This is a genomic window from Agrobacterium sp. D14, assembly GCF_001526505.1.
GTDB lineage: Bacteria > Pseudomonadota > Alphaproteobacteria > Rhizobiales > Rhizobiaceae > Agrobacterium > Agrobacterium leguminum.
Genome location: NZ_ASXX01000022.1, coordinates 1 through 25,915, shown reverse-complemented (window position 1 = coordinate 25,915; position 25,915 = coordinate 1). Strand labels below are relative to the sequence as shown.

At 60.8% G+C, this 25,915-nt stretch carries 23 protein-coding genes; 12 read left to right on the top strand and 11 right to left on the bottom strand.

What is annotated here, in order from left to right:
- The first annotated feature begins 168 nt into the window (after positions 1-168).
- The 5 genes from L901_RS15100 (at position 169) to L901_RS15080 (ending at position 5,528) form a co-directional block, all read left to right on the top strand.
- The gene (locus tag L901_RS15100; protein WP_059758182.1) at positions 169-1,695 is read left to right on the top strand and encodes an ABC transporter substrate-binding protein; all 1,527 of its coding nucleotides are present in this window, start codon (positions 169-171) and stop codon (positions 1,693-1,695) included.
- Between the two features lie 208 nt (positions 1,696-1,903).
- Positions 1,904-2,845, top strand: coding sequence for an ABC transporter permease (locus L901_RS15095; RefSeq protein WP_059758179.1), 942 nt, complete (start codon positions 1,904-1,906; stop codon positions 2,843-2,845).
- Positions 2,845-3,720, top strand: a complete 876-nt coding sequence (locus L901_RS15090) for an ABC transporter permease (protein ID WP_059758176.1) — start codon at positions 2,845-2,847, stop codon at positions 3,718-3,720. The genes L901_RS15095 and L901_RS15090 overlap by 1 nt, the downstream gene beginning before the upstream one ends.
- Before the next feature lies 1 nt (position 3,721).
- The gene (locus tag L901_RS15085) at positions 3,722-4,945 is read left to right on the top strand and encodes an amidohydrolase/deacetylase family metallohydrolase (RefSeq protein WP_059758175.1); all 1,224 of its coding nucleotides are present in this window, start codon (positions 3,722-3,724) and stop codon (positions 4,943-4,945) included.
- Positions 4,946-5,033: 88 nt separating this feature from the next.
- Entirely contained in the window at positions 5,034-5,528 is a 495-nt protein-coding gene (locus tag L901_RS15080) for a RidA family protein (protein ID WP_003519868.1), read from the top strand.
- Positions 5,529-5,534: 6 nt separating this feature from the next.
- Here L901_RS15080 and L901_RS15075 read toward each other — a convergent pair whose 3' ends face one another.
- On the bottom strand, positions 5,535-6,371 hold the full coding sequence (locus tag L901_RS15075; RefSeq protein WP_059758172.1) for an IclR family transcriptional regulator: 837 nt from the start codon (positions 6,369-6,371) through the stop codon (positions 5,535-5,537).
- An 88-nt stretch (positions 6,372-6,459) separates the two neighbouring features.
- Between L901_RS15075 and L901_RS15070 the strand changes: the two genes are divergently transcribed.
- A complete protein-coding gene (locus tag L901_RS15070; protein ID WP_059758265.1) occupies positions 6,460-7,656 on the top strand; it encodes an aminotransferase class V-fold PLP-dependent enzyme in 1,197 nt (398 codons plus the stop codon).
- A 199-nt stretch (positions 7,657-7,855) separates the two neighbouring features.
- Positions 7,856-9,691 carry an ABC transporter ATP-binding protein gene (locus tag L901_RS15065; protein ID WP_059758263.1) on the top strand — a complete coding sequence of 612 codons (1,836 nt, stop codon included), beginning with the start codon at positions 7,856-7,858 and terminating at the stop codon, positions 9,689-9,691.
- A gap of 6 nt (positions 9,692-9,697) precedes the next feature.
- On the opposite strand, the gene L901_RS15060 is transcribed toward L901_RS15065, so the two are convergent.
- Both L901_RS15060 and L901_RS15055 read right to left on the bottom strand, forming a co-directional pair.
- Positions 9,698-10,327 carry a glutathione S-transferase family protein gene (locus L901_RS15060; RefSeq protein WP_059758169.1) on the bottom strand — a complete coding sequence of 210 codons (630 nt, stop codon included), beginning with the start codon at positions 10,325-10,327 and terminating at the stop codon, positions 9,698-9,700.
- Between the two features lies 1 nt (position 10,328).
- On the bottom strand, positions 10,329-10,694 hold the full coding sequence (locus L901_RS15055; protein ID WP_003519863.1) for a helix-turn-helix transcriptional regulator: 366 nt from the start codon (positions 10,692-10,694) through the stop codon (positions 10,329-10,331).
- A gap of 210 nt (positions 10,695-10,904) precedes the next feature.
- Here L901_RS15055 and L901_RS15050 point away from each other — a divergent pair, with 210 nt between their 5' ends.
- From L901_RS15050 to L901_RS15035, 4 genes are read left to right on the top strand one after another with little or no spacing between them, the layout of a single operon-like run.
- Positions 10,905-11,756 carry an ABC transporter substrate-binding protein gene (locus L901_RS15050; RefSeq protein WP_059758167.1) on the top strand — a complete coding sequence of 284 codons (852 nt, stop codon included), beginning with the start codon at positions 10,905-10,907 and terminating at the stop codon, positions 11,754-11,756.
- Complete coding sequence (locus tag L901_RS15045) at positions 11,753-12,880, top strand: LLM class flavin-dependent oxidoreductase (protein ID WP_059758165.1); 1,128 nt, start codon at positions 11,753-11,755, stop codon at positions 12,878-12,880. The genes L901_RS15050 and L901_RS15045 overlap by 4 nt, the downstream gene beginning before the upstream one ends.
- A 28-nt stretch (positions 12,881-12,908) precedes the next feature.
- On the top strand, positions 12,909-14,741 hold the full coding sequence (locus L901_RS15040; RefSeq protein ID WP_059758163.1) for a TRAP transporter large permease subunit: 1,833 nt from the start codon (positions 12,909-12,911) through the stop codon (positions 14,739-14,741).
- Positions 14,742-14,757: 16 nt separating this feature from the next.
- Complete coding sequence (locus tag L901_RS15035) at positions 14,758-15,756, top strand: TRAP transporter substrate-binding protein (protein ID WP_059758160.1); 999 nt, start codon at positions 14,758-14,760, stop codon at positions 15,754-15,756.
- 62 nt (positions 15,757-15,818) lie between these two features.
- Here the strand turns inward: L901_RS15035 and aztD are convergent, their stop codons facing one another.
- Together aztD and L901_RS15025 are read right to left on the bottom strand one after the other, a co-directional pair.
- Positions 15,819-17,069, bottom strand: a complete 1,251-nt coding sequence (gene aztD, locus L901_RS15030; RefSeq protein ID WP_059758158.1) for a zinc metallochaperone AztD — start codon at positions 17,067-17,069, stop codon at positions 15,819-15,821.
- A gap of 279 nt (positions 17,070-17,348) precedes the next feature.
- Positions 17,349-18,860, bottom strand: a complete 1,512-nt coding sequence (locus L901_RS15025; protein ID WP_059758154.1) for an aldehyde dehydrogenase (NADP(+)) — start codon at positions 18,858-18,860, stop codon at positions 17,349-17,351.
- Positions 18,861-19,104: 244 nt separating this feature from the next.
- On the opposite strand from L901_RS15025, the gene L901_RS15020 reads away from it, so the two are divergent.
- Positions 19,105-19,458, top strand: a complete 354-nt coding sequence (locus L901_RS15020) for a hypothetical protein (protein WP_059758151.1) — start codon at positions 19,105-19,107, stop codon at positions 19,456-19,458.
- A 27-nt stretch (positions 19,459-19,485) separates the two neighbouring features.
- Here the strand turns inward: L901_RS15020 and uxuA are convergent, their stop codons facing one another.
- The 6 genes from uxuA to L901_RS14990 all read right to left on the bottom strand — a co-directional run bounded on the left by uxuA (position 19,486) and on the right by L901_RS14990 (position 25,625).
- On the bottom strand, positions 19,486-20,694 hold the full coding sequence (uxuA, locus tag L901_RS15015; RefSeq protein WP_059758148.1) for a mannonate dehydratase: 1,209 nt from the start codon (positions 20,692-20,694) through the stop codon (positions 19,486-19,488).
- 16 nt (positions 20,695-20,710) lie between these two features.
- Entirely contained in the window at positions 20,711-21,757 is a 1,047-nt protein-coding gene (locus L901_RS15010; RefSeq protein WP_059758146.1) for an L-idonate 5-dehydrogenase, read from the bottom strand.
- Positions 21,758-21,827: 70 nt separating this feature from the next.
- A complete protein-coding gene (locus L901_RS15005) occupies positions 21,828-23,234 on the bottom strand; it encodes a TRAP transporter large permease (protein WP_035220793.1) in 1,407 nt (468 codons plus the stop codon).
- Positions 23,235-23,238: 4 nt separating this feature from the next.
- On the bottom strand, positions 23,239-23,811 hold the full coding sequence (locus tag L901_RS15000; protein ID WP_059758143.1) for a TRAP transporter small permease: 573 nt from the start codon (positions 23,809-23,811) through the stop codon (positions 23,239-23,241).
- 60 nt (positions 23,812-23,871) lie between these two features.
- Positions 23,872-24,846 (bottom strand): sialic acid TRAP transporter substrate-binding protein SiaP, encoded by a 975-nt coding sequence (locus tag L901_RS14995; RefSeq protein ID WP_003519848.1) that lies wholly within the window; start codon positions 24,844-24,846, stop codon positions 23,872-23,874.
- Positions 24,847-24,908: 62 nt separating this feature from the next.
- Positions 24,909-25,625, bottom strand: coding sequence for a FadR/GntR family transcriptional regulator (locus L901_RS14990; RefSeq protein WP_020809475.1), 717 nt, complete (start codon positions 25,623-25,625; stop codon positions 24,909-24,911).
- Positions 25,626-25,915: the final 290 nt, after the last annotated feature.

Here is a 25,915-nt window from a genome sequence, read left to right as displayed (position 1 = left end):
GCCTTAAACGGTGCTGCCACCTCTCCCGAAGACTTCTCTTGCGTTTCGCCGATCATGGAAACCCATCATCGTGCCGCATTGTCATTGACAAGGCGTCTTATCGAGATATTCTGTTATAAAGATGCATATAACATAATAATGGAACACATAAGAGCTGGGAGCTTGACCATGAGACGTAAACTTGCATTTCTCGCCACCGCCGCTTTGCTGCTTGCGCCGGGTGTAATGATGGCTGCGGAGAAGGGCGGCGTCATCAATGTCGCCACCATCGGCGAGCCGCCGACCCTCGATCCCATGGCGTCTACTGCCGATCTCGTCGGCATCGTCACGCAGCATATTTTCGAAACGCTCTATACCTTCGACAAGGGCTGGAAGGTGACGCCGCTTCTGGCGGAAAGTCTGCCCGAGATCAGTGCGGACGGCAAAACCTACACGATCAAGCTCAGGCAGGGCATCAAGTTCCATGACGGCAGCGACATGACGTCTGAAGATGTCGTCGCCTCGCTCGGCCGCTGGATGAAGATCGCCTCGCGCGGCAAGCAGGCAGCCGGCTTTATCGAGAATATCTCCGCGCCGGATGCCGGAACGGTCACGATTGCCCTCAAGCAGCCCTATGCGCCGCTCGCTTCGCTGCTCGCCTTCAACAATTCCGCAGCCATCATTCTGCCGGCCGAAAAGCAGGCGGAGCCGATGGCCGAATTCATCGGCACCGGCCCCTATATGCTAAAGGAACGCAAGGCTGACCAGTATATCCAGCTCGTCCGTTTCGATGGCTACAAGTCCCGCGATGGCGAAAGCGACGGTTATGGCGGCGCACGCCATCAGTATCTCGATGAAATCCGCTTCGTTCCGGTGCCAGATCCGAATACCCGCGTCGAAGCCGCCGTTTCCGGGCAATATGATTACGTCGATTCCATTCCGGTGGAATCCTTCGACAAGGTGAAGTCGTCGTCTGCCTCGCAGCCTTTGATGCTGAAGCCTTTCGGTTATCCGGTCTTCGTGTTCAACACGAAGGAGGGGCTTTCTTCCAAGCTGGCGGTCCGCAAGGCGGTGACCGAAGCGCTGAACATGGAAGACATGCTGGCGGCTGCGTTCGGCAGCACGGATTTCTATGCGCTCGATGGCGCCTATTATCCCGATAATTTCTCCTGGCATTCGGAAGAGGGCGTCGAGGGTAATTACAATCTCGGCAACCCGGAGGCCGCCGCCGAAAAGCTGAAGGCGGCCGGTTACAACGGCGAGCCGCTGCGCATCCTCACCAGCCGCCAGTATGAGTTCCATTACAAGATGGCGCAGGTCGCGGCGGAATATCTGAAGCTTGCCGGTTTCAAGGTGGATATGCAGGTAGTGGACTGGGCGACGCTGACGCAGCGCCGCGCCGACCCGAAGCTCTGGGATATCTACATCACCCACAGCCCCTTCCTGCCGGAGCCGGCGCTAATCGGTGCGCTCTCCACCGGCTCGCCGGGTTGGTGGGATACGCCGGCGCGCAAGGCGGCGGTTGACGCCTTCACCTCGGAAGCCGATCCGGAGAAACGCGTCGCGCTCTGGGCCAATGTGCAGAAGACGATCTATGCCGAGCTGCCGCTCATCAAGATCGGCGACTTCAATGCTGTGGCGGCCAAGTCCAACAAGCTGGAAGGCGTCGATCCGGCTCCATGGCCGTATTTCTGGAATGCATCGGTTACGAAATAAGGCCGGCACCGCACGCCGTCATCCCGGCCTTGAGCCGGGGTCCAGCGCGATCAAGTCCTTGGTCGCAAGAGACCTTTTCACCACGCGGACGCGTGGTGGCTGGATGCCGGATCAAGTCCGGCATGACGGAAGTGAGCAGTCGATCTTTAAGCAACCCGTTTCAACCGTCGCCTGATAGCGGCAATCACGCGCTTCGGAGCCTTCATACGTGATACGGTATATTTTCCAGAGACTTGCGGGAATGATCGTGGTGATGTTCCTTGTCGTCACTATCGTCTTCGTCATCCTGCGCGTAACACCCGGAGACCCGGCGGCCGTGATGCTGGGGCCGGATGCTTCGGCGCAGGACATTGCGGAGTTGCGCAGCCGGCTCGGTCTCGACCAGTCGCTCGGCGTGCAATATGTCTATTATATCGGGCAATTGCTGAAGGGCGATCTCGGCCAGTCGATCTTTCTCAACATGCCGGTCGGCTCAGCGCTGCTGGACCGGGCCGAACCGACCTTTTTCCTGACGATCTTTTCGCTGCTGATCGCGAGCGTCATCGCGCTTCCCATCGGCATTTACGCCGCTTACCGGCGCGGTTCCTTCGTGGATCAGGCAGCGACCACGGTGGCGATGCTGGCGGCGAGCATCCCGAGCTTCTGGCTCGGCCTCATTCTCATGCAGGTCTTCGCCGTGCGGCTCGATCTGTTCCCGGTGTCGGGTTATGGTGGGCCGGGTGCCAGCTTCATGGAGCGCATGTATCACCTGACCCTGCCGGCAATCGCGCTCGGCCTCGTCTCCTCCGCCCTCATCCTGCGCTTCACCCGCGCCTCGATGCTGGATGTTTTAGGCGACGACTATGTCCGGACCGCCCGTGCTAAGGGCGTCAAGGAGCGCCGCGTGGTGATGAAACATGCGCTGAAGAACGCGCTTATCCCCATCCTCACCGTGCTCGGGCTCACCGCCGCCGTGCTGATTTCCGGCGCAGTGGTGACGGAAACCGTCTTTGGCCTGCCGGGGGTCGGCAATCTCGTCGTCTCGGCCGTTCTCAGGCGCGATTATCCGGTCATTCAGGGCGCGCTTCTCGTCATCGCCGGGCTTTACGTGCTCATCAATTTTGCAATCGACATGCTCTATCTGCTGGTCGATCCGAGGGTTCGTTACTGATGGCCGATATTGTTTCCACCGCCCCGCCGGCACGCAACCCCACCATCCTGTTCATCCGGCGTCTCCTGAAGCGCAAGACGGTCGCTGCCGGTCTCATCGTGCTGCTCGTCTTCGTGCTGCTCGCGGTTTTCGCGCCGATGATTGCGCCGTATTCGCCATCGAAACTGTCGATTGTGAACCGCCTGAAGCCGCCAAGCGAGCTTTACTGGTTCGGCACCGATGAGTTCGGTCGTGACGTGTTTTCTCGCACCATCTATGCCGGAAGGCTGTCGCTTCTGGTCGGTGCCGCCGTGGTGGCGCTTTCGGCGCTGATTGGCATCACGCTCGGCCTGCTTGCCGGTTTCTTCCAGAAACTGGATACACCGATTGCCCGGTTGATCGACGCAATGATGGCCTTTCCGGATATTCTGCTCGCCATCGCGCTGGTGGCGGCGCTCGGTCCGTCGCTGACGACGGTGATCATCGCGCTTGCGGTGGTCTACTCGCCGCGCCTTGCCCGCATCGTGCGCGCCTCGACGCTGGTGATCCGCGAATTGCCCTATGTGGAGGCGGCGAAGGCGCTCGGCATTTCCACCTTCCACATCATGACGCGGCATGTGCTGCGCAATCTGGTCTCGCCGATCCTCGTGCAATGCACCTTCCTTTTCGCCAGCGCCATGCTGGCCGAGGCCGGCCTGTCGTTTCTGGGGCTCGGTGTCAGCCCCGAAATTCCGACCTGGGGAACCATGATCTCCGCCGGCCGCCAATATATCGGCCAGGCCGACTGGATGACCTATTTCCCCGGCTTTGCCATCATTCTTTCCGTGCTGTCGTTGCAAATGGTCGGCGACGGGCTGCGGGACATGCTCGACCCAAGACTGCGAAGGGATTTGTAATATGACGTCCGGTGAACAGGCGAAAACGCCTCTTCAAGCTCCCATTCTTCTCACCAACGTCAAACCCGTCGGTTTCGGAAAGGGTGCTCCACAGGCTTCGACCGATATACTGATCGGTGGCGATGGCAAGGTCGCCGCGGTTGGGACCGCCATTCAAGCGCCTGCTGATGCGCAGCGCATCGATGCCAAGGGTGCCTTCATCTCGCCCGGTTGGGTCGATCTGCATGTGCATATCTGGCACGGCGGCACCGATATCTCCATCCGCCCCTCCGAATGCGGGGCCGAGCGTGGCGTAACCACGCTGGTGGATGCCGGTTCGGCGGGCGAGGCGAATTTCCACGGTTTCCGCGAATATATCATCGAGCCCTCGAGGGAGCGCATCAAGGCTTTCCTCAATCTCGGCTCCATCGGGCTCGTCGCCTGCAACCGCGTGCCGGAACTGCGGGATATCAAGGATATCGACCTTGATCGAATCCTCGAATGTTATGCCGAAAACAGCGAACATATTGTCGGCCTCAAGGTGCGGGCGAGCCATGTCATCACCGGCTCCTGGGGCGTCACACCGGTCAAGCTCGGCAAGAAGATCGCCAAGATTCTGAAAGTGCCGATGATGGTGCATGTGGGCGAACCGCCCGCACTTTACGACGAAGTGCTGGAAATTCTCGGCCCCGGCGATGTCGTGACCCATTGCTTCAACGGCAAGTCGGGCTCCAGCATCATGGAAGACGAGGACCTGTTCAACCTTGCCGAACGCTGCGCCGGTGAAGGCATCCGGCTGGATATCGGCCATGGCGGCGCGTCCTTCTCCTTCAAGGTGGCGGAAGCGGCGATTGCACGCGGCCTTTTGCCCTTCTCGATCTCCACGGATTTGCACGGCCACTCGATGAATTTCCCGGTCTGGGATCTGGCGACGACCATGTCGAAGCTGCTGTCGGTCGATATGCCCTTCGAAAATGTCGTCGAGGCCGTCACCCGTAATCCGGCCTCCGTCATCCGCCTCGATATGGAAAATCGCCTCGATGTCGGCCAGCGCGCCGACTTCACCATTTTCGATCTAGTGGATTCCGATCTGGAAGCGACCGATTCCAACGGCGACGTGGCGCGTCTGACGCGCCTGTTCGAGCCGCGTTACGCGGTCATTGGCGCCGAGGCGATTGCCGCCAGCCGTTACATTCCAAGGGCGCGCAAGCTCGTGCGCCACAGCCATGGTTATTCCTGGCGCTGAACCCAAATGGACAAGGCGGAGGAGGGCAATCCCCTCCGTCTTCCGCAGAGATTAAGGGATACCCGTCCCTGTATTATGAGGAATTCGCGTGAAACAGTCTTCGCTTGAGGCAGAGGGGCGCCATTCGCCCTATGACCGGCTCGCCGCGCTCGGCATCTCCCTGCCGCCGCCGCCGCCGCCAATTGCCAATTTCGTCACCCATGTGGTGGAAGGCAACATGCTTTATCTTTCGGGGCAGGGGCCGCGGGAGGAAAACGGCCATCTTTACGCCGGCAAGGTGGGCGCGGAAATCGGGCTGGAAGAGGCCTATAACCATGCGCGGCTCACCGGCATCAACCTGCTTGCCGTCATGCATGAGGCGCTGGGAGACCTGTCGCGGGTGAAGAAGGTGGTCAAGCTGCTCGGCATGGTGAACGCCGTCAGCGATTTCCGCGATCATCCGAGCGTCATCAATGGCTGCTCCGATCTCTTCATCGATGTGTTCGGCGATGCGGGACAGCACGCCCGCTCCGCCGTCGGTTTCGGCTCGCTGCCGGGCAACATCACCGTTGAGATAGAAGCCATCGTCGCGCTCAAGGATTGAGGCCGTTCAATGGTTGCGCCAGCCCATCAGCTTTTCGATCCGTTCCGCCGAAACCCTGACCTGTTCGGTATAATGGTTCTCGTCCGCCAGCACCTTCTGTTCCGGCAGCACGATGGAAATCGTCGCCACGCATTCGCCTCTGTTGTCGCAGATCGGCGAGGCGATGCAGGCGACGGCGTAATCGGATTCTGCGACCTGTATCGACAGCCGGTCATGGAAAGCGGCACCTGCCGATTGCGACAGGGTCTCCGGGTTGATTTCTGCACGGCCCGTGGGAGAAGTGCGGGCGCAACGGCGGAAAAGCTCGACACGTTCGGCCTCCGGCAGATGCCCGACGAGCAGGCGGCCGGACGCCGTCCAGTTCAGCGGAACGCGGGTGCCGACGCGCGAGGCGACCTGAAAATGGCTCGGGCCATCGGCCATGGCCAACACCAGCATATGGTCGCCATCGCGGCCACAAAGCTGCACGGTTTCGCCCGCATGGCGGCACAGATCGTGCATTTCGTGGGTGGCGACACCCATGAAATCCAGCGAGCGGGCATAGGCGAGGCCATAATGGTAAAGCCGCGCGCCGAGCCAGATGTTGCCATCGGCATTGCGTGCCAGCATGTTCTTTTCGACGAGATCGTCGATGATCACATAAACGGTGGAAAGCGGCGCCTTGATCGCCTTGGCGATGGCGTAAGCGCCGGCCGGCGATCCGGTTTCGTAAAGATAATCAATCACCTGAAGGGCGCGGTCGATACCGCTGACGCGCGAGCGCTTGGCCGCCTTCGCGTCCGCGTTTTCGGCGGCGTCGGACAGGGCGGTTGAAGGCGTTTCGTCCAGTTTATGGGCGTCCAATTTTGGCTCCTCATGAATTTTGAGAAGCTATTACATTATTATGGCATATATGTCGATGCCCATCGCATCGCAAAGACAGGAGAAAGACATGACCGAGGATATCAGAAGCAGGATCGGCCTTCGCCCGGTCATCAACGTCTCGGGCACCATGACCTCGCTCGGCGCTTCTATCGTCGTTCCGGAAGCGGTCGAGGCCATGGCGGCCATCCTGCCGCAATTCGTCGAGATCAACGATCTGCAACGCAAGGCAAGCGCGATCATTGCAAGGCTGACGGGCGGCGAGGCCGGTTTCGTCACGGCCTCCTGCTCCTCGGGTATCAGCCTTGCGGTTGCGGGTGCCATTACCGGCAACAATCTGCTGGCCATCGAAAAACTGCCCGATGTGACCCCGGAAAAGAACGAAGTGCTGGTGCAGATGGGGCATGTGGTGAGCTATGGCGCGCCGGTGGATCAGGCGATCCGTCTCGGCGGCGGCAAGGTGGTGCTGATCGGGCAGGCAACATCGACCCATCGTTTCCACATGGAAAACGCCATCACCGAAAAGACGGCGGCAGCGGTCTATGTCGTCTCGCACCATGTGGTCGATTATGGCCTGCTGCATCTTTCTGAGTTCGTCGAGATTGCCCATGCCAAGGGCGTGCCTGTCATCGTGGATGCGGCTTCCGAATATGATCTGAAGCTGTTTCTAGCGACGGGCGCGGATATGGTGCTTTATTCCGGCCACAAGTTCCTCGGCGGCCCGACTTCCGGCATCGTCGCCGGCAAAAAGGAGCTGGTGCGTAATGCCTTCCTGCAGAATATGGGCATCGGCCGCGGCATGAAGGTCGGCAAGGAAAGCATCTATGGCGTCATGGCGGCGCTGGAAGCCTGGGAAAAGCGCGACCATACCGGCATTCGCGAGCGTGAAACCGGCTACCTCAACCTCTGGAAAAAGACGCTGGATGGACGCCCGGGCGTGACGGCGCTGATCGAGCCAGACCCGACCAACAACCCGCTCGACCGGCTGCGCGTCATCATCGATCCCGAGGAGGCGCATATCAGCGCCTGGGACCTGACGACGGCGCTCGCCAAAGGCAGCCCGCCGATCATTGTCCGCGACCACGAGGTGGAGCACCGTTATTTCTATCTCGACCCCTGCAACCTGCATCCCGGCCAGGAAACCATCGTTGCCTCCCGTCTGGCGGAAGAGCTGGATAAGGCGCGCGCCTCCAACGAGGTGATCGCCACACCGTTCGAAGACCGCAGCCGCCACCGTTTCGACGGCATGCTGCGCTGGCCGGACTAAGTGAAACGAGCGGGTGCCGCGTATTTCTTCTCCCCGAGGGGGAGAAGGTCGCGGCAGCGGGATGAGGGGGCGAGGGTGCGGTCTATCGCTGGCGTTGCCCCCTCATCCGACCCTTCGGGCCACCTTCTCCCCCCGGCGGGGAGAAGAAATTCGCGGCAACGCCGTGCCTGAGTTGAAACATAAAAAGAAGGGAACGATCATGACCATGCCGCAGGCAGCACCGCTTGGTGCCGAAGATGCCGTACTTTCCGTCCGCAATCTCACCACGTCCTTTCACGTGGATGGCGGCTGGAAACCCGTGGTGCGTGATATTTCCTTCGATGTCGGGCCGGGAGAGACGGTCGCGATCGTCGGCGAAAGCGGCTCGGGCAAGAGCGTTACCTCGCTTTCCATCATGCGGCTGCTGGATCGAGAAAGCAGCAGGGTTCAGGGTGAAATCCTGCTCGGCGGGCGCAACCTGCTGTCCCTTTCCGAAGACGCCATGCGGCGGGTGCGGGGCAATGAAGTGGCGATGATCTTTCAGGAGCCGATGACCAGCCTTAATCCGCTTTTCACCATCGGCGACCAGATTTCCGAGGCCCTGCTGTGCCATCAGCCGATGTCGAAAGCTGAAGCGCGGGCGGAGACGATCCGCCTTCTCGAAAAGGTCCGCATCCCGTCTGCCGCCTCGCGCTTCGATGAATATCCGCACCGCTTTTCCGGCGGCATGCGCCAGCGCGTGATGATCGCCATGGCTCTTGCTTCAAAGCCGAAATTGCTGATCGCCGACGAGCCGACGACGGCACTCGACGTGACCATTCAGGGCCAGATTCTCGACCTCATCAAGACGCTGCAGGAAGAGGAGGGCACATCGGTCCTCTTCATTACCCATGACATGGGTGTGGTCGCCGAAATCGCCGACCGTACCGTCGTCATGTATCGCGGCGAGCAGGTGGAGGTCGGCGCGACGGCGGATATTTTCCATCGCGGCAAACATCCCTATACGCGCGCACTTTTGTCCGCCGTTCCGGTTCTGGGATCGATGAAAGGCGAGGAAAGACCGCTCCGTTTTCCCATCGTCAATACCACAACGGGGGAAACGCAGGAGCCGGCGCGTCCGGCCGATACCGTCAACGCCGCCGCACAGCCTGTGCTCAAAGTTGAGGGGCTGACCAAGCGTTTTGACATCCACTCCGGTCTTCTGGGGCGTCTCAGTGGCCGCGTGCACGCGGTGGAAAACGTATCCTTCGATCTCAGGGCCGGTGAAACATTGTCGCTGGTGGGCGAAAGCGGCTGCGGCAAATCCACCACCGGACGCGCCATCATGCGGCTGATCGAGCCGGATGCCGGTTCGGTCGTGGTCAACGGCGAAAACATTCTCGCTATAGACAAGACGGGCATGCGGGACATGCGCAAGACGGTTCAGATGATCTTTCAGGACCCTTTCGCCTCGCTCAATCCGCGTATGACGGTGGGTGCGGCGATTGCCGAACCTTTTCTGGAGCATCGCATGGGAAGCGCCCGCGAGGCGAAGGATGTGGTGGCCGATATGCTGGCGAAGGTCGGTCTCTCACCGGACATGGCTTCGCGTTACCCGCATGAATTTTCCGGCGGCCAGCGCCAGCGCATCTGCATTGCCCGCGCGCTCGCCCTCCAGCCCAAGGTAATCGTTGCCGACGAAAGCGTCTCGGCGCTGGATGTTTCCATCAAGGCGCAGGTCATCAACCTGATGCTGGACCTGCAACAGAGCCTCGACCTTGCCTTCCTGTTCATCAGCCATGACATGGCGGTGGTGGAGCGCGTCAGCCACCGGGTGGCGGTGATGTATCTCGGCGAGATCGTTGAGATCGGTCCGCGTGCGGCTGTCTTCGACAATCCGCAGCATGACTATACCCGCAAGCTGATGGCGGCCGTGCCGGTGCCGGACCCGGATCGCCGCAACACGCGTCGGGGTGCTGCGAATGACGAGCTGAAAAGCCCGATCCGCGCCGTCGATTATGTCGTCAAGCCGCGTGAATATCGTGAGGTTTCGCCCGGCCACCTCGTTGCCTGCTGAAGCTGGTTACAGGCCGGGCACGTCCGATGTCGCGAAAGGTATACGGTAACCGCGCTGAAAACTTTCCCGCTGTCCGAGATGGCGGTACCATGTCTGCACGGCTGGAAAGTCGTCGAGGTTGATCCTGTGGCGGGCGAAACGGGAGACCCATGGCCAGATGGCAATGTCGGCTATTGAAAAATCGCCGGCCACGAACTCCCGCTCACTCAAGCGGTCGTTCAATGTCCGGTAAAGCCGCGCCACATCTGCCGCGAAACGCGTTTCGGCAAAGGGTGCCTGTCCGGCATGGTAGGTCAGGAAATAATGGGCGTAACCGAGTGTCGGGCCGAAATTGGCGGCCTGCCACATCAGCCATTCGGTGACGATCAGTCGTTCGGTTGCTGAGGCGGGCAGAAGCCGGCCCGCCTTTTCGGCAAGATAGATCAGGATCGCGTTCGATTCCGTCAGGACGGTGCCGTTTTCATCGTCGACGATCGCAGGGATTTTCGAGCCGGGATTGATGCGGACGTAATCGGCGGCAAATTGCTCGCCTTTTTCGATGTCGATGGCGTGGCTGGTATAGGGCAGTCCAAACTCTTCCAGCGCAATCGAGATTTTAAGACCGTTGGGCGTGATCCAGGTGTAAAGGTCGATCATGTTAGTCGAACATCGCCTCATCAAGCGGCAGTGCCCGTCTGCCTTTCTTGCCGGTCACGTCGGAAAGGTCCGTGTAAAGACCGCGCAGCGTCAGAACCAATTGGACGATACGCGGATCGGTGACACGATAGATCACCGCCTTGCCTTCCCGCGAGCCTTCGATCACACCGGCGTCGCGCAATTCGGCGAGCTGCTGCGAAAGCGTTGGCTGCTGGATGCCGAGTTCATATTCCAGCGCGGAAACGGAGGCTTCCGTTTCCATGAGGTAACAGACGATGGCCAGACGATTGGCGTTGGCGACAAGCTTCAAAAGCTCGCTCGCTTCCACCACGCTGCGGCAGATGAGATTGGAAACCGGTTTCGTCACGACTACAGGCCCATTTTTCAAACTACAAAAAAGTAGATTGTATGGTAATAAATTTCAATGGCTTGATGAAAGCTAGTTCGACCGATCAAGCATTTTTCAAAATCTACAGGATTGGTAGATTTCTCTTTCGCTTTCCGGCCGAGGATCGCCAAAACGTTCCTCGAAAACATTCTATAAAAAAGTAGATTGATTGCGAAATGAGGTGTCGACATGAAAATCGGGGTTCATCCCAACAATCTGCATTTACGTCTCGCCCGGCTCTGGCCCGGTGCCTTTGAAGAATTCGATCCGGAATTCGTGGCCTATCGTGAAGGCCGCGATACGGCGGCGCTTCTGGAAAAGGGCGAAATCCATTTCGGCGGTACTGGTTCGACGCCGCCCATCGAGGCGGATGCACGCGGGCTTTCAGCGGTCTATATCGCCGCGTCCGCACCACGGCCTGCCAATGGCGCGATCCTCGTGCGGCGCGATAGCCCGATCCGTTCCGCAGCTGACCTCTCGGGAAAACGCATATCGCTGATTGATGGATCGTTTCACACCTATCTTCTGGCGCGCAGCCTGGAGGGGGCGGGGCTTGGCCTTGCGGACGTGACCCGTATCGAAAGCGGCGACAGCGATAGCCTGCGCGATCTCGTGGAAGGCCGTGTCGATGCCTGGGTAACAATGTCGCCACGGCTGGAAAAGGCTCTGACCCATGAGGAGATCAGCCTTCTGGTCCGCTGCGGTTCAACCATTCCCAACCGCTCGCTGTTCTGGACGCTTGCGCGCCACAACATAGCGGGCGAGACAGGGCAGGCAATTGCGGCCGAACTGGATCGCGTCGGCCGGGCCGCGATGGCGGATATAGACAAAGCCGCCGCCCTTCTCGCCGCGGAACCGGGCAGCGAAGGTGATGCACAGTCCTGGGCCACGGTGCTGAGGTCGCGTGACCTTTCGGTCGTGGCCGCTGCCGAAAATATCCTTGCCGAACAGCAGGAGGAGGCCGATACGCTTTACAGGCACGGTCATTTCTCTTTACCGGTTCTGACCGGGCAATCAGCCAGCACGGGAGGCGGCAGATGAATGTTTTCTGGTACATGTGCGCGCCCGACGGCGCCTATCCCTGGCAGCCGGAAGGGTCCCGCAAGGTGGATCTCGGTTATTACAAACAGCTGGCGCTCGCTTACGACCAGCTGGGTTACACCGGTGCACTGTTTGCCACCGGCGCGCATGACGTCTGGGTTCTGGCGGGCGCGCTGCTTTCCTATACCGAGCGGCTGAAGTTTCTGGTCGCCATTCATCCGGGCCTGGTCGCGCCGACGCTGCTCGCCAAGATGGCGGCAACGCTTCAGGAATTTTCGCGCGGACGCCTGCTGATCAATGTCGTCTCGGGCGATGCGAAGATGCTCGGCGCATACGGCATGACCATGCCGCATGACGAGCGCTATGATATGGCGGATGAATATCTGCAGATTTGGCACCGTCTTTTTGCCGGCGAAACAGTCGATTTCAAGGGCCGACATTTCCAGACGGAGGGCGCAAAGCTGGCGCTGCCGGTGGGGCAGGGTATCGAGCCTCCGCCATTGTGGTTTGGCGGCTCCTCGGACAAGGCCATCGACGTCGCGGCCAAACATGTCGAGACCTATCTTTCCTGGGGTGAAACGCCGGACCAGATCGGCGCGAAGGTCGATCTCGTCAAGGCGCGGGCGGAGAAGCTTGGCCGTGAGCTGGAATACGGCATTCGTCTCTATGTTATTGTACGTGATACGGATGAAGAGGCATGGGCCGCCGCCGCCGATCTCTACGGCCGCATGGATGAGAGGGCCATTGCCGCCAACCAGCGTTTCGTCGGCAAGACGGATTCCGTTGGCCAGCAGCGCATGACGGCGATGCATGGCGGGCAGAAGCCGGAGAATCTGCGCGATCTGGAAATCGCGCCCAATCTCTGGGCCGGCATCGGGCTTGTCCGTCCGGGCCCGGGAACCGCGATTGTCGGTTCGCCGGATACTGTCATCCGCACGCTGGAGGCCTATAAGAAGGCGGGGGTGAATACCTTTATCCTTTCCGGCATGCCATTACTGGAAGAGGCTTTCCGCTTCGGTGAAAAGGTTCTGCCGCGTCTTGACGTATCGCGTGAGGTCTCGACGGCAAAACAATTCACCTGGTCGACTTTGTTCGATCGCGACCTCTCGGCCAAGGCCTCCTGAGCATGGTGCGGGAGTGGAGAGACAAGACATGACGGCAAGTCCGGCAACAACAATCGCGCAACGGCGCATCGGCCCGCAGCTCGCAGCAGAGCGGGCGCTTGCCATTCTGGACAAGGTGCTCGGCGCAGTCGCCGCCGTGATCCTTGCAACGCTTCTCGTGGTGGTGCTGGTCAATGTCACGCTGCGCTATCTGTTTCACACCGGCTTCATTGGCGCGGAAGACCTCGGCATCTGGCTGCATGTGGCCATGATCGCGGTCGGTGCGCCGCTCAGTCTCAAAAGCGCGCTCGCCATGCGGCTCGATGTCTTCGTGCGGTTCCTCCCGCAACGATTTCACGCGGCGACCGAAATTCTGGCCGATGCCATCTCTTTCGTCGCAGCGCTTATCCTCGCTTTCGGCGGAGTGGAGATCGCGGCGATGCTGGGCGGCACCTCGCCCACACTCGGCCTGCCGGAATGGGTGCGTTTCGGCTTTCTCGGCGCAGGCGGCGCGCTTATCCTTCTCTATCTGGCGCTTCAGCGTGTCAGTGAGGGCAAGGCGCTTGCCGTTCTCGCATCTCTCGCCATCGCTATTGTGGCCTATGTCGGCTTGCCGGAAGTTTTCGTCGATACGAACCTGCCGCCGAGCCTGTTTCTGGCGCTGACGGCGGCCGTGGGGCTGGTGCTCGCCGCGCCGCTTGCCCATGCCTTCCTTGCCGCCGCCTATGTGGCGATTGCCTTCGGCAGCACCTTGCCGGAGCCGGCCATCGTTTCGTCAACCGTGACCGGCATGTCGAAATTCCTGCTGCTCGCCATTCCCTTCTTCCTGCTGGCCGGAAGCCTGCTGACGGAATCGGGCGTCGCCAACCAGCTGGTGCGTTTCGCTGCCTCCATGGTCGGGCACCGGCGGGCAGGCCTGGCGCAGACGACGCTTTTGACCAGCGTGCTGTTTTCCGGCGCATCCGGCTCATCGGTCGCCAATGCCGCCTTTGGCGCCTCCACCTTCCAGCCGGAACTGGTGAAACATGGCTATCCGCCGGCGCAGGCCGGTGCGATCATTGCCGCCACTTCCGTGCTGGACAATGTCATTCCGCCCTCCATCGCGTTTCTCATCCTCGCAACGGCCACCAATCTTTCGGTCGGCTCGCTGCTGGTTGGCGGCTTTTTTGCCGGCGGGCTGATGGCGGTCTGCCTTGCGGTGGCAATCCATTTCAGCGTGCGCAGCGTCGATACCTTGCCGCGCGCCACGGGTGCGGAGCGCTGGCGCTCGGCCATCGCCGCCATACCGGCCTTCGGTCTTGGCGTCATCGTGGTGGTCGGCATCCGCATCGGCATCGTCACCACCACGGAAGCGGCGGCACTTGCCGCACTTTACACGCTGCTTCTCGGCTTCGGTTACCGGCTGGGCGCGGGCCGCATTTTCGCGACCTTCCGGCAATCGGCCGGAGAGGCGGCGGCCATCGGCCTTCTGATCGGCACAGCAGGGCCTTTCGCCTTCCTCCTGGCGGTCGACAATGTCTCGGGGCTCGTCACTGACTTCGTGACTTTGCTCGGCGGCAGCAAGATTGCGGTGCTGCTGCTCTCCAACCTCATCCTGCTCGTGGTGGGACTGGTGCTGGATATTGGTGCTGCCATCCTGCTGTTCGGACCGATCCTGCTGCCCGCCGCCGTGGCCGCCGGCATCGATCCGATCCATTTCGGCGTCATCCTCGTGGTCAATCTGATGATCCATGGCCTGACACCGCCGCTCGGCATGCTGATCTTCGTGGTCAGCGGCGTCACCCGCATTCCGGCGACCGCGCTTTTCCGGGCCGTCGTTCCCTATCTTGTCTCCCTTCTCGTTTCCCTCGCCATTCTGTGCGCCTGGGCCATTTTCTTCTAAATCCGGGGTTTTATTCATGACTATTATCGATCGCCGCAATCTTCTGAAACTTTCCGCCATTGGCGCGGCAACGCTTGCCGCACCCGCCTTCGTGCGGACGGCACATGCCAGAACCCGCAGCCTCACCGTCGCGTCGCTTTTCGCCGACGACAAGCCGGAGACGAAAATCTGGGTGAAGATCAGCGAGCTGGTGGAGGCGAAGCTGCCCGGCCGTTTCCGTTTCAATATCGTCAAGAGCGGCGCGCTGGGCGGCGAAAAGGAAGTGGCGGAAAATATCCGTCTGGGCTCGGTTCAGGCGAGCCTTTCCACCGTCTCTTCGCTCTCCGGCTGGGTGCCGGAATTGCAGATCCTCGATCTGCCCTTCCTGTTCCGCGATGCCGAGCATGTGCGCAAGGTGGTGACGGGTGAGACCGGCAACGAGCTGAAGACGAAGCTCGGTGCGCAGCAATTCGTCGCCGCGGATTTCATCAATTACGGCGCTCGCCATCTTCTGACCAAGGAGCCTGTTACCCGACCGGAGCAGTTGGAGGGCAAGAAGATCCGCGTTATCCAGAGCCCACTGCACACCAAGCTCTGGAGCGCCTTCGGCACCACGCCGGTCGGTATTCCGATCACAGAGACCTATAATGCGCTGGCGACCGGCGTTGCCGATGCCATGGACCTTACCAAGTCCGCCTATGCCGGCTTCAAGCTTTACGAGGTCGTGCCCTATATGACCGAGACCGGCCATATCTGGGCCTCGGGCGTCGTCTATTACGGCGCGACCTTCTGGAACCAGTTGGACGACGAAGAAAAGAAGGTTCTTTCGGAAGCCTCCAGCGCGGGCGCACAATATTTCAACCAGCTGATCGTCGAAGACGAAACGAAGTCCGTCGAGCTTGCGCTCTCCAAGGGCGGCAAGGTGTTGCAGCCGGAAGCGCTGGATGAATGGCGCAAGGGTGCCCAGGGTGTCTGGCAGGATTTCGCCGGTATTGTTGGCGGCATCGAGAAGATACAGGCTGTGCAGTCCGCCTGAGGATATGGCCTTTGAAATAGAAAACCCCGTGCATCCTTCGCACGGGGTTTCTTTGTTCGGTATCAGTGCGAAGCACCGGAGCCACCGACCGCGACGATGGAATAGGGCTGGCCCTCCACCGCAACCGTGCGGGTTTCCTTCAGGCTTTCCGCATCCACCACGCGGACCAGCGAATGGCGCGGATCAGAAATTGCGACCTGCCCATCGGCAACGGCGAGACGTGGGCGCGGATCACGCCAATGGCCGTCCTTGCTGTAAGGCTCGGTCACCTTCGCCTTGCGGGTGATGGCGCCTTCCAGCACGTCAAGCACATGCAGGTCACCATCTTCCGTCAGGATATAGGCGTTGCGCGGATTGGCGGGATCGAGAATGAAATCGACGCGCCGGGTCGGCAGTTCCACCAGACGGAAGGCGTCCTTGCTGTCCGGATCGATCAGGACGACCTTGTCCTCACCGTAATTGCCGAGGAAGAACTGCATGGATTTGCCGCCGAGCAGCGTGCCGGTATAGGCTTTCGGGAAATCTTCCGGATAGGTCAGCATTTCAAGCTTCGGGCCATCGGTGCCGCCGGGGCGGGCAACGAGAATGCCTTCCTTGCAGCCGAAAGCGGCAAGCCGTGCGGATGTCGCCTCGCCATGCAGATCGGTGCATGCCGCCTGTTCGCCGACCTGCTTGCCCTCCCTGTCGAGAACACGCAGCCCGATGCGGGGCGGCAGCGTATCGGGTTTCGTTTCGATCTCGGTATTCGGCACGGAAACCAGAACGTAACGTCCCATCGTCACCGCCACGCCATGGTGCGGCGCAGTCGTGTCGACGGTGCGGACCTTGGCCTTGCCGTCCAGCAGGGCCGCCTCGTCGATGATCTCCGCCTTGCCGCCACGGTCATAGAAAAGGATCGCATGATCGTCATGCGGCACGACGTGGAAAGGGCGCTTGCCTTCGAAGGTGACGGGCAAAAGCGCTGCATCCTCCACATCCAGATCGCGATGTTCGCCGTGATCGGAGAAAACGATGCCGGTCTTGATCACATGCACCATGTCGGCATCCGATTGCGTGGCGAAGACCGTCTTGCCGGAGGCGCTGGCGGTCAGCGCCGCATAGCCCTTGAGATCGTAGCGTCCGAGTTCCTTGCCGGTTTCGAAATCGATTGCGCGCACCACCGGCTGGCTGTGATCGGCGACGAACAGCCGCCATTCCTTGACGCTGTCGCCGCTTTCTTCGGCCAGCGCCATGTCTGGGCCAAGGGGCATGGCGAGGGCAAGGCATGTTGCAAGCGCGCTCATGCCGAGATGGTGATGAAGGGAAAATCTCATGGTGTTCCTTCCAGACGTTGTCATCCTCTTGCGGAGTTGAACCGATGGCGGTCTTTTGAGGATGATTGTAATGTTATTACGTTACGAGTCACGTATTAGCATTACGTGCAGGGTCGATGTCAACCGAGCAGGACGTCGCGATGTGGAAAATCTGGAAGAGGCTGGAAGAAGCAGATGACGCGCCGGCGTTGGGCCGCATCTTTCGAAAGGCCGATAGCCTTCTTTAAGCGCCGGCTGAAAAGAATGGCAGGCGCGTTGCCGCGCCTGCCGTCGTTCAATTTAGCGAATGTCTTCCGGCAGAACGTCCGAAGGGATGTTCTGGTAGGAAACCGGGCGCGTGAAGCGGCGGATCGACATGGTGCCGACCGAAGTTGCGCCGAAGTTCGTGGAGGCCGGGTAGGGGCCGCCGTGAACCATGGCGTCGCAGACTTCAACGCCGGTCGGGAAACCGTTGGCGAGAACGCGGCCGGCCTTGCGCTCGAGGATCGGCAGCAGCTTGCGGCCGAGTTCGGCGTCGCCGGCATCGAGGTGCAGGGTGGCGGTCAGCTGGCCTTCGAAGCTTTTCGCAACCGCGATCATCTCTTCCGGGCTCTCGACCGTTACGATCAGGCCGAGCGGTCCGAAGACCTCTTCGGCAAGCGCGTGGTTCGCAATCCAGTCCTTGCCGGACACGCGGTAGAGATAAGGCGTGGCGTTGCGCAGGTTGCAGGTGGTGGTCAGCACGTCACGCACGCCATTGCCGGCGGCGATGCGGTCGCGGCCGTCGCGATAGGCGGCAGCGATGCCGTCAGTCAGCATGACCTGCGGGCCGACTTCCGAAAGGGCTGCACGGGCGCTTTCAGCAACGGCGTCCGCCTGCGAGGCGAGAATGACGGCGATGCCGGGATTGGTGCAGAACTGGCCCGCACCCATGGTGAGCGAACCAGCCCAGCCCTTGGCGATGGCTTCGCCACGGGCGGCAACGGCTTCCGGCAGCAGGAACATCGGGTTGACGGAACCGAGTTCGCCGAAGAAGGGGATCGGCTCGGGGCGCTGGGCGCAGAGATCGAACAGCGCACGGCCGCCGGCGAGCGAACCGGTGAAACCGACCGCCTTGATGCGCGGATGCTGCACGAGCGCGGAGCCGACATCGCGGCGGCCGCCCTGGATCAGCGAGAAGACGCCGGGATGCAGATTGTGCTTCTTGACGGCGGCGAGAACGGCTTCGGCGACGATTTCGCCGGTGCCGGGATGGGCGGAATGGCCCTTGACGACGACCGGGCAGCCGGCTGCCAGAGCCGCGGCGGTATCACCGCCGGCCGTGGAGAAGGCGAGCGGGAAATTGGAGGCGCCGAAGACCGCGACGGGGCCGATCGGACGCTGCATCAGGCGAATGTCCGGGCGCGGCAGGGGCTGGCGGTCCGGCAGCGCCTCGTCGTGGCGGCGGTCGAGATAGTCGCCCTTGCGGATATGCGAGGCGAAAAGACGCAGCTGGCCAACGGTGCGGCCGCGTTCGCCCTGCAGGCGTCCTGCGGGCAGGCCGGTTTCGGAGGAGCCGATTTCGGTGATGGCGTCGGCGCGGGCTTCGATCTCATCGGCAATGGTGTCGAGGAATGCGGCGCGCTCTTCGCGGGTGGTGTAACCGTAGCTCCAGAAGGCGTCTTCGGCTGCTTCACAGGCTGCATTCACCAGATCGACGGTGCCGACCGAAAAATCGAAAGCTTCGCCATGTGCAGGCTCGCTGCGGAATTTTGCTTCCGTTGCGACCCATTCTCCTGCAACCAGATGTTTGCCGTGCGGCTTGAAACTCATTGTGCTCTTCCCTGAAAATCTGATCCTGTGTGGAAAATCCACCCGACACCGTGACGTTGCACCGAAAGGCGACAGCGCAAACGCCATCAGCCGCGATCCTCGCCCGGTTGCCTTCTGCCTTAGCCCGTGTGGGGCCTGAGCGAAAGCCGGTTTTTCAACTATCTGACCGAAAAGTGTGATTAATTGGGCGAGGCGTGAAAAAGACCCGCTTCCGTTTACGCGCACGGCGCTCTATTGTGACGCCATGATGACAAATAGACTTCCGAAATATGTTGCCTGGTCGGTTTTTCTGCTGATCGTGATCGTTACAGTTTGCCCTATCGGCTTTCGCCCGCACACGCTGACGACGGTGGGCCTGGACCGCGCCGCGGCCTTCGCCTTTTGCTCGGCTGCCTTCGTGCTCGCCTATCCGCGTTACTGGCTGGCGATCATCGTGACAGGCATTGCGGCGGCTTTCGGCATCGAGGCGCTGCAATTCCTGTCGCCCACCCGTCATCCGCATCTGATGGACGCCGCCGTGAAAGCCGCCGGTGTCATCGCCGGCGGGCTTACGACCTTTTCCTACCTGCTGTTCAGGGCGAGGCTGGCTGCAGGCTGACGGAACGCCCGCAGCCGGGAACATTGTTCAGCGTGTCCCACCCGCCAGCCCGAAACGGCTGTGCGATAACGTGCGTTCGATGCCGCGCAGCTCCGCCAGCCCTTTCAGCCGGCCGATGGCGGGATAACCGGGCTGTGCGCCGCGCGTCAGGTCGTCGAGGATTTCCTGGCCGTGATCGGGCCGCATCGGAATGGTGTGGTCTTCGCGGCCCTCCGCCCGGCGGCGCGCCTCTTCGGTGAGGAGTGCTGCGATGACGGCGACCATATCGGTTCCGCCTTCGAGGTGCTCGTCTTCGAAGAAGGAGCAGGGCACGGTATCGGTGTCGCGCGTCACGTTGCGCAGATGTACGAAATGGATGCGATCGGCAAAACGGCTGGCGATGAAGGGCAGGTCGTTATCCGCCCGTGCGCCGAGGGAGCCGGTGCAGAGTGTCACGCCATTGGCGCGGCTGTCGACCTTTGAGAGCATATGGGCGTAGTCCGCCTCCGTCGACAGGATACGCGGCAGGCCGAGCAGCGGCCATGGCGGATCGTCGCCATGGGCGCAGATGTTGATACCCACCTCTTCGGCAACCGGCGTCACCTCGCAGAGGAAGTCGATAAGGTTCTGTTGCAGCCTTTCGCGGTCGATGCCGTGATAGGAGCGCAGTTTTTCCAGAAGCTGGGCAAGCGTATAACCATCCGCCGAGCCGGGCAGGCCCGCGCCGATATTGCGCCCGAGGGCGGTGATTTTCGTGTCCGGCATGTCGGCGAAGCGTTTTGCCGCTTCTTCCGCCAGCCAGTCCGGATAATCGGCCTTTGCCCCGGGGCGTTTCAGGATGTGGATGTCGAAGGCTGCGAAATCGGTAAGATCGAAACGCATCGCCTTGGCGCCGTGCCTCGTTTCCCAGCGCAGGTCGGTGCGGGTCCAGTCCAGCACGGGCATGAAATTATAGCAGACGGTGCGGATGCCGGAGGCGGAGAGGCGGCGCAGCGTTTCCTGCCAGTTGGTTATATGGCTTTTCCAGTCGCCGGTCTGGGTCTTGATATCCTCGGATACCGGCACGCTTTCCACCACGTCCCAATAAAGACCGCCGGCCTTGATCGCCTCATGCCGTTTGGCGATTTCATCCACCGGCCAGACATCGCCTGTGGCGACGTGGTGCAGCGCGCTGACGATGCCTTCCGCACCCGCCTGAGCCGCATCCTGAACCGTGACCTTGTCGACCGGGCCGAACCAGCGCCATGTATGTCTCATCTTTAATCCTCAAATATCAGTCTGCGGAAAATGTCAGTTGCACCTTGCAGGCGGCAGAGCGGTCTCCGGCCTGTTCGAATGCGGCTTTCGCCTCGCCGAGCGGGAAGCTGTGGGAAATGATCGGCCGGACATCGATCCTGCGGGTGGAGATGAGCCCGGCGGCAATGGCGAATTCGTCGTGGAAACGCTGTGAGCCGCGCCAGAGAATTTCCTTGCCCACCAGCGCGTTGAGCGGAATGGTGATGTCACCCGTGACGCCCACCTGCACGATGGTGCCGCGCGGGCGCACGCAGGCAAAGGCGGTGCGAAGTGCTGGACCGGCTGCGGAGCAATCGAAAATGACGTCGAAATAACCCTTATTGCCCTGATATGGCAAAAGCGCCTCGGCGTCTTTCGCGACATTGATCGTGCGGTCGGCACCCATGGCGGGAGCGCGTTCAAGTGCGGCATCGGTGAGGTCGGTGGCGACGATGGTGGCCGCACCGGCATGGCGGGCGGCGGCGATGGTCAGGAGGCCGATGGGACCTGCGCCCGTCACGAGTACGTTTGCCCCTTTCAGGTCGCCGGCCTGGGCCACGGCATGCAGGCAGACGGCGAGCGGCTCGGTGCAGGCGGCTTCGGCGGGTGAGGTATCCTCTGAAAATGTCGCGCATTGTTTGGCGGGAACCACCAGCCGGTCTCGGAACATCCCCTGTTCATGTGGCAGGCGCATGGCGCTGCCCATGAAGCGCATTTCAAGGCAATGGATCGGCTGGCCCTTCAGGCAGAAATGGCAATGGCCGCAGGGCTGGGAGGGATTGACGGCGACAAGCTGGCCGATGGCAAGCCCGCTGACACCAGCGCCCAAAGCCGCGATATGGCCGGATGCCTCGTGACCGCAGATGATCGGCTCACGCACACGGACCGGGCCGAAGCCGCCATCCTGATAATAATGCAGATCGGAGCCGCAGATGCCGCCCGCCGCCATGGCAAGCAGCACTTCGCCGGGTCCCGGTGCGGGAAGGTCCTGCGTTTCGACGCGAATGTCCTTCTGGCCGTATAGACGTGCCACGCGTGTCTGCATGACGATGCCCTCATATGTGTATGGGATGAAGAAGCCCGCGCGGGAAACCGCGCGGGCGATGATGTTTGCGTTAGCGGATCAGGCCCATTTCGGTCGGCAGCCACAGCGTGATGGCCGGAACGAAGGTGATCAGCAGCAGCGCCACGAACAGCGGCACCAGCCAAGGCAGGATGGCCATCGTCGTGCGTTCGACGGAGAGTTTCGCCACGCGCGAGAGCACGAACAGCACCATGCCGAGCGGCGGATGCAGCAGCCCTATCATCAGGTTGAGCGTGATGATCAGGCCGAAATGCACCGGATCGATATTGAACTGCAGCACCAGCGGCAGCAGGATCGGCACGAGGATGGTGATGGCCGCAATCGTATCGAGGAAGCAGCCCACGAACAGCATCAGGAGGTTGACCAGAACGAGGAAAATCCACTTGCTGTCGGTGATCGTCAGGATCGCCGCCGAGAGAAGCTGTGCCGCCTGACTGACCGTGAGCAGCCATGCGAAGACAGATGCCGCCGCGACGATGAAGAGCACCGAAGCGGTCGTCTCTATCGTATCGAAGGTCGATTTTGCCAGCGTCTTGAAGGTCATCGTCCGGTAACGGACAAGCCCGAGGAACAGCGACCACAGAACGGCGGCAACGGCGGCTTCCGTCGGCGTGAACCAGCCCATGGTCATGCCGCCGATCAGGATCACCGGCGTCATCAGCGCCATCACGGCGGAAAAGTCGAAATACCAGTCGCAGGCGAGCAGGATCACCAGCACGATCAGGATCGACAGGTTGAGCGACAGGCCGAATGCCGTGAGGATATAGATGCCGAGCGGCACCATCATCACCACGAAGACTTCGATCGATGCGCCGAAGATGGTTCTGAGGCTGAACGGCGTGTCGGAGCCCCAGCCCTTGATATAAGCGAAGACCGCAACCGTGATCATCATCAGAAGCGTCATGACGACGCCCGGAACGATGCCGGCCATGAACAGCGCGCCAATCGAGACATTCGCCATCATGCCGTAGATGACGAAGGGCAGCGACGGCGGGAAGATCGGGCCGAGCGTTGCGGAGGCGGCGGTGACGCCGACGGCCGCTTCGACCGGATAACCGTGATCCTTCATGGCCTTGATTTCGATGGTGCCGATGCCGGCAGCATCGGCAAGCGCGGTGCCGGACATGCCGGAAAAGATCACCGAGCCAATGATGTTGACCTGCGCGAGGCCGCCCTTCATCCAGCCGACCAGCGCGACGGCGAAGGAATAGATACGTCCCGTCACCCCTGCCGTATTCATCAGGTTGCCGGCAAGGATGAAGAAGGGAACGGCCAGAAGCGGGAAGCTTTCCACGCCCGCAATCAGGCGCTGCGCGGCGATGATGTCAGGCGCGACATTGTAAAACACGATGTAGAGCAACGAGGCCGAGGCCATGGAAATGGCGACCGGCAGGCCGATCAGCATCAGGAGAAGAAATGAGCCGATAAGAAGCAGCATGTGGTCAATCCCCCGCGCTCTGGAATTCTTCAGGCCGCTCGAGCACGGAATAACCACGCTGCATATTGGCGATGAAGACCTGCACCGACCGGAAGAACATCAGAACGAAAGCGGCCAGAACCGTATAGAAAACGATGTTGCGCGGCAGCGCCACGGTGACCATTTCCTCATCGGCGACGATTTCCAGATAGCGCCACATCAGCCATGACGTATAGGCGAAGAAGAGGATGCGCAGTACGTCGACAAGGATCGACATGGCGCGGGCCACCTGCGGCGGCACATAGTGATAAAGCACATCCACCTGGATATGGCGCGACATGCGGACGCACATGACTGAACCTAAAAAGACGACGCCGATCAGGCAGTTGACGGCGATTTCTTCCGTCCAGGCGTAGCTGTCGTTGAGCACGTAGCGGGTGAAGAACTGAAGGAACACGCAGCCCGTCATCAGCCAGAAGAGGCCGAGCGTGACCCAATCTTCGAATGAATAGACCTTGAGATCGACCTCCGGCGGCGCCTCGTCGAACGTATGGGCGAGTTCCTCAGGCGTGACCTGAGTATGGATTTCCTGCGACATTGAGATATCCCGTCTGGAGAGAAAGGGCGGTGCGGCAACGGGGCCGCACCGGATCTTGGCTCACTTGACGGCGCGAATGGCTTCCCAGTCGGCCTTGTCGTAACCGAAGTCCTCGAACTTCACTTTTTCGAGGACGTTCTTCTCGAAGTCGGCCTTGTCCACCTCGGCGACGGTCAGGCCGCGCTTCTTGAAGTCTTCGACGAGGCTTTTTTCGCGGCCTTCGATGGTCTTGGTGGTGCGCTCGGCGGCCTGCTGCATGACTTCGGTGAAGATTTTCTTGTCTTCATCGGAGAGCTGCGACCACAGGTTCTTCGAAATCACCGTGTTGAGGTGGTCGACGATATGGCCGGTCAGGACGATGTTCTTCTGCACTTCGAAGAACTTCTTCGCCTCGATGGTGGTCAGCGGGTTTTCCTGTGCGTCGACCGTGCCGTTCTGGAGCGCCAGATAGACTTCCGCAAAGGCAATCGGGGTCGTGTTGGCGCCGCAGGCGCGCGGCATGGCGAGATAGGCCGGAACGTCAGGAACGCGCATCTTCAGCCCCGCCATGTCGGCGCAGGCGGCAATCGGCTTGTTCGACGTGGTGTGACGCGTGCCGTAATAGCTGACGGCGGCGATGTGATTGCCAGTCTTGTCTTCGTAACCCTTGGCGAGACGCTTGAAGATATCGCTCTTGGTATAGGCGATCAGATGGCTCGGATCGCGGAAGATGTAAGGGAAATAGGTGACGCCGATCGGCTTGAAGTCACGCGCGGCAAAGCTCGAGCCGGAAATGATGATATCGACGGTGCCGATCTTCAGGCCCTGGTTGATATCGGCTTCCTTGCCAAGCTGCGAGGCGGGGAAAACATCCACCTTGTAGCGGCCGTCGGTGCGCTTGGCGATTTCTTCCGCCGCCCAGACCGAATCCGTATGGAAAGGTTCCGAGGTCTCGTAGACATGCGCCCATTTCAGCGTGGTCTGCGCCTGCGCCGCCAGAGCGGAAAGCAGGATGGCGGCTGTTGCGCCCATTAAAGTCGACAATCTGATTTTCATTCTTAACTCCTCCCGAATTAAAGCCAGATTTCTCATTTTTCCCGTCGCCGGTTGCGGCGCGGTCACTCTTCTCCGATCGTTTCCTCCCCGAAACTTTCGGAAAATCTCTTTTGCGACAGCGTCAGATGCTGCCGCATCGCCTCGCGCGCGCCTTCCGGGTCGTTGGCGGCAATGGCGTCGCGGATTGCGCGGTGTTCCTGAACGGCAAGGTTCCAGGTGTGCGGCCCCTCGAAATAGCTGGCGAGCTTTTCGAAAAAGGGTGACAGGCTGCGCTCGTCATAGATCAGGCCGGTAAAGCGATTGAGCGCCGAGTTACCGATGATATCGGCGATGGCGGTGTGGAAGGCCCGGTCGAAATTGAGCGCCTGCGGCGAGCTGTCGAGCGCGCCGGCCATGCGTTCGATGATGTCATCGAGCTTGGCGATGCATTCCGGCGTGGCAAGCCGTGCGGCTTCCTCCGCAATCGCGCTTTCGATGATGCAGCGCGCCTGCAGGATTTCGAATGGCCCATGCGCATCCGGCACCGGCGGCTTTTCCTTGGCCTGCTTGCCGGCTGCGCTGACATAAACGCCCGAACCCATGCGGATATGGATATGGCCTTCCACTTCCAGAACGATCAGCGCTTCGCGAACCGTCGGGCGCGATACGCCGAAGCGTTCGGCAAGATCCCGTTCCGCCGGCAGGCGCTGGCCTTCGGTCAGTTCTCCGCTTTCGATGAGCAAACGAATTTGTTCCGCGACCAACCGGTAAAGGCGGCGCGGCTCCAGAGCCACAAACATGATATCCTCCCAGCGCGAAAGTCTCCCCCGATCGCGCAAGCGGTAAGATGGTCTTACCAATTTTATTAGGACGCATTTATGCGGTGCTGTCAATCGGCCGCTGGTGGAAAAGTGTGTGGGAGGAGTTTGTGGCGGTTCAGCAGGTCGGGCGTTGTCTCATTCCGGGGCCTTTACCACTTCCGTCATTCCGGCTTGGAGTGGGCATTCAGCCAGCCCGAGTCTTTGTGCATAAGAGGATGGTAAAGTTCGCAAACCTTGCCTTCGTCATGCTCGGGCTTGTGTGGAGGATT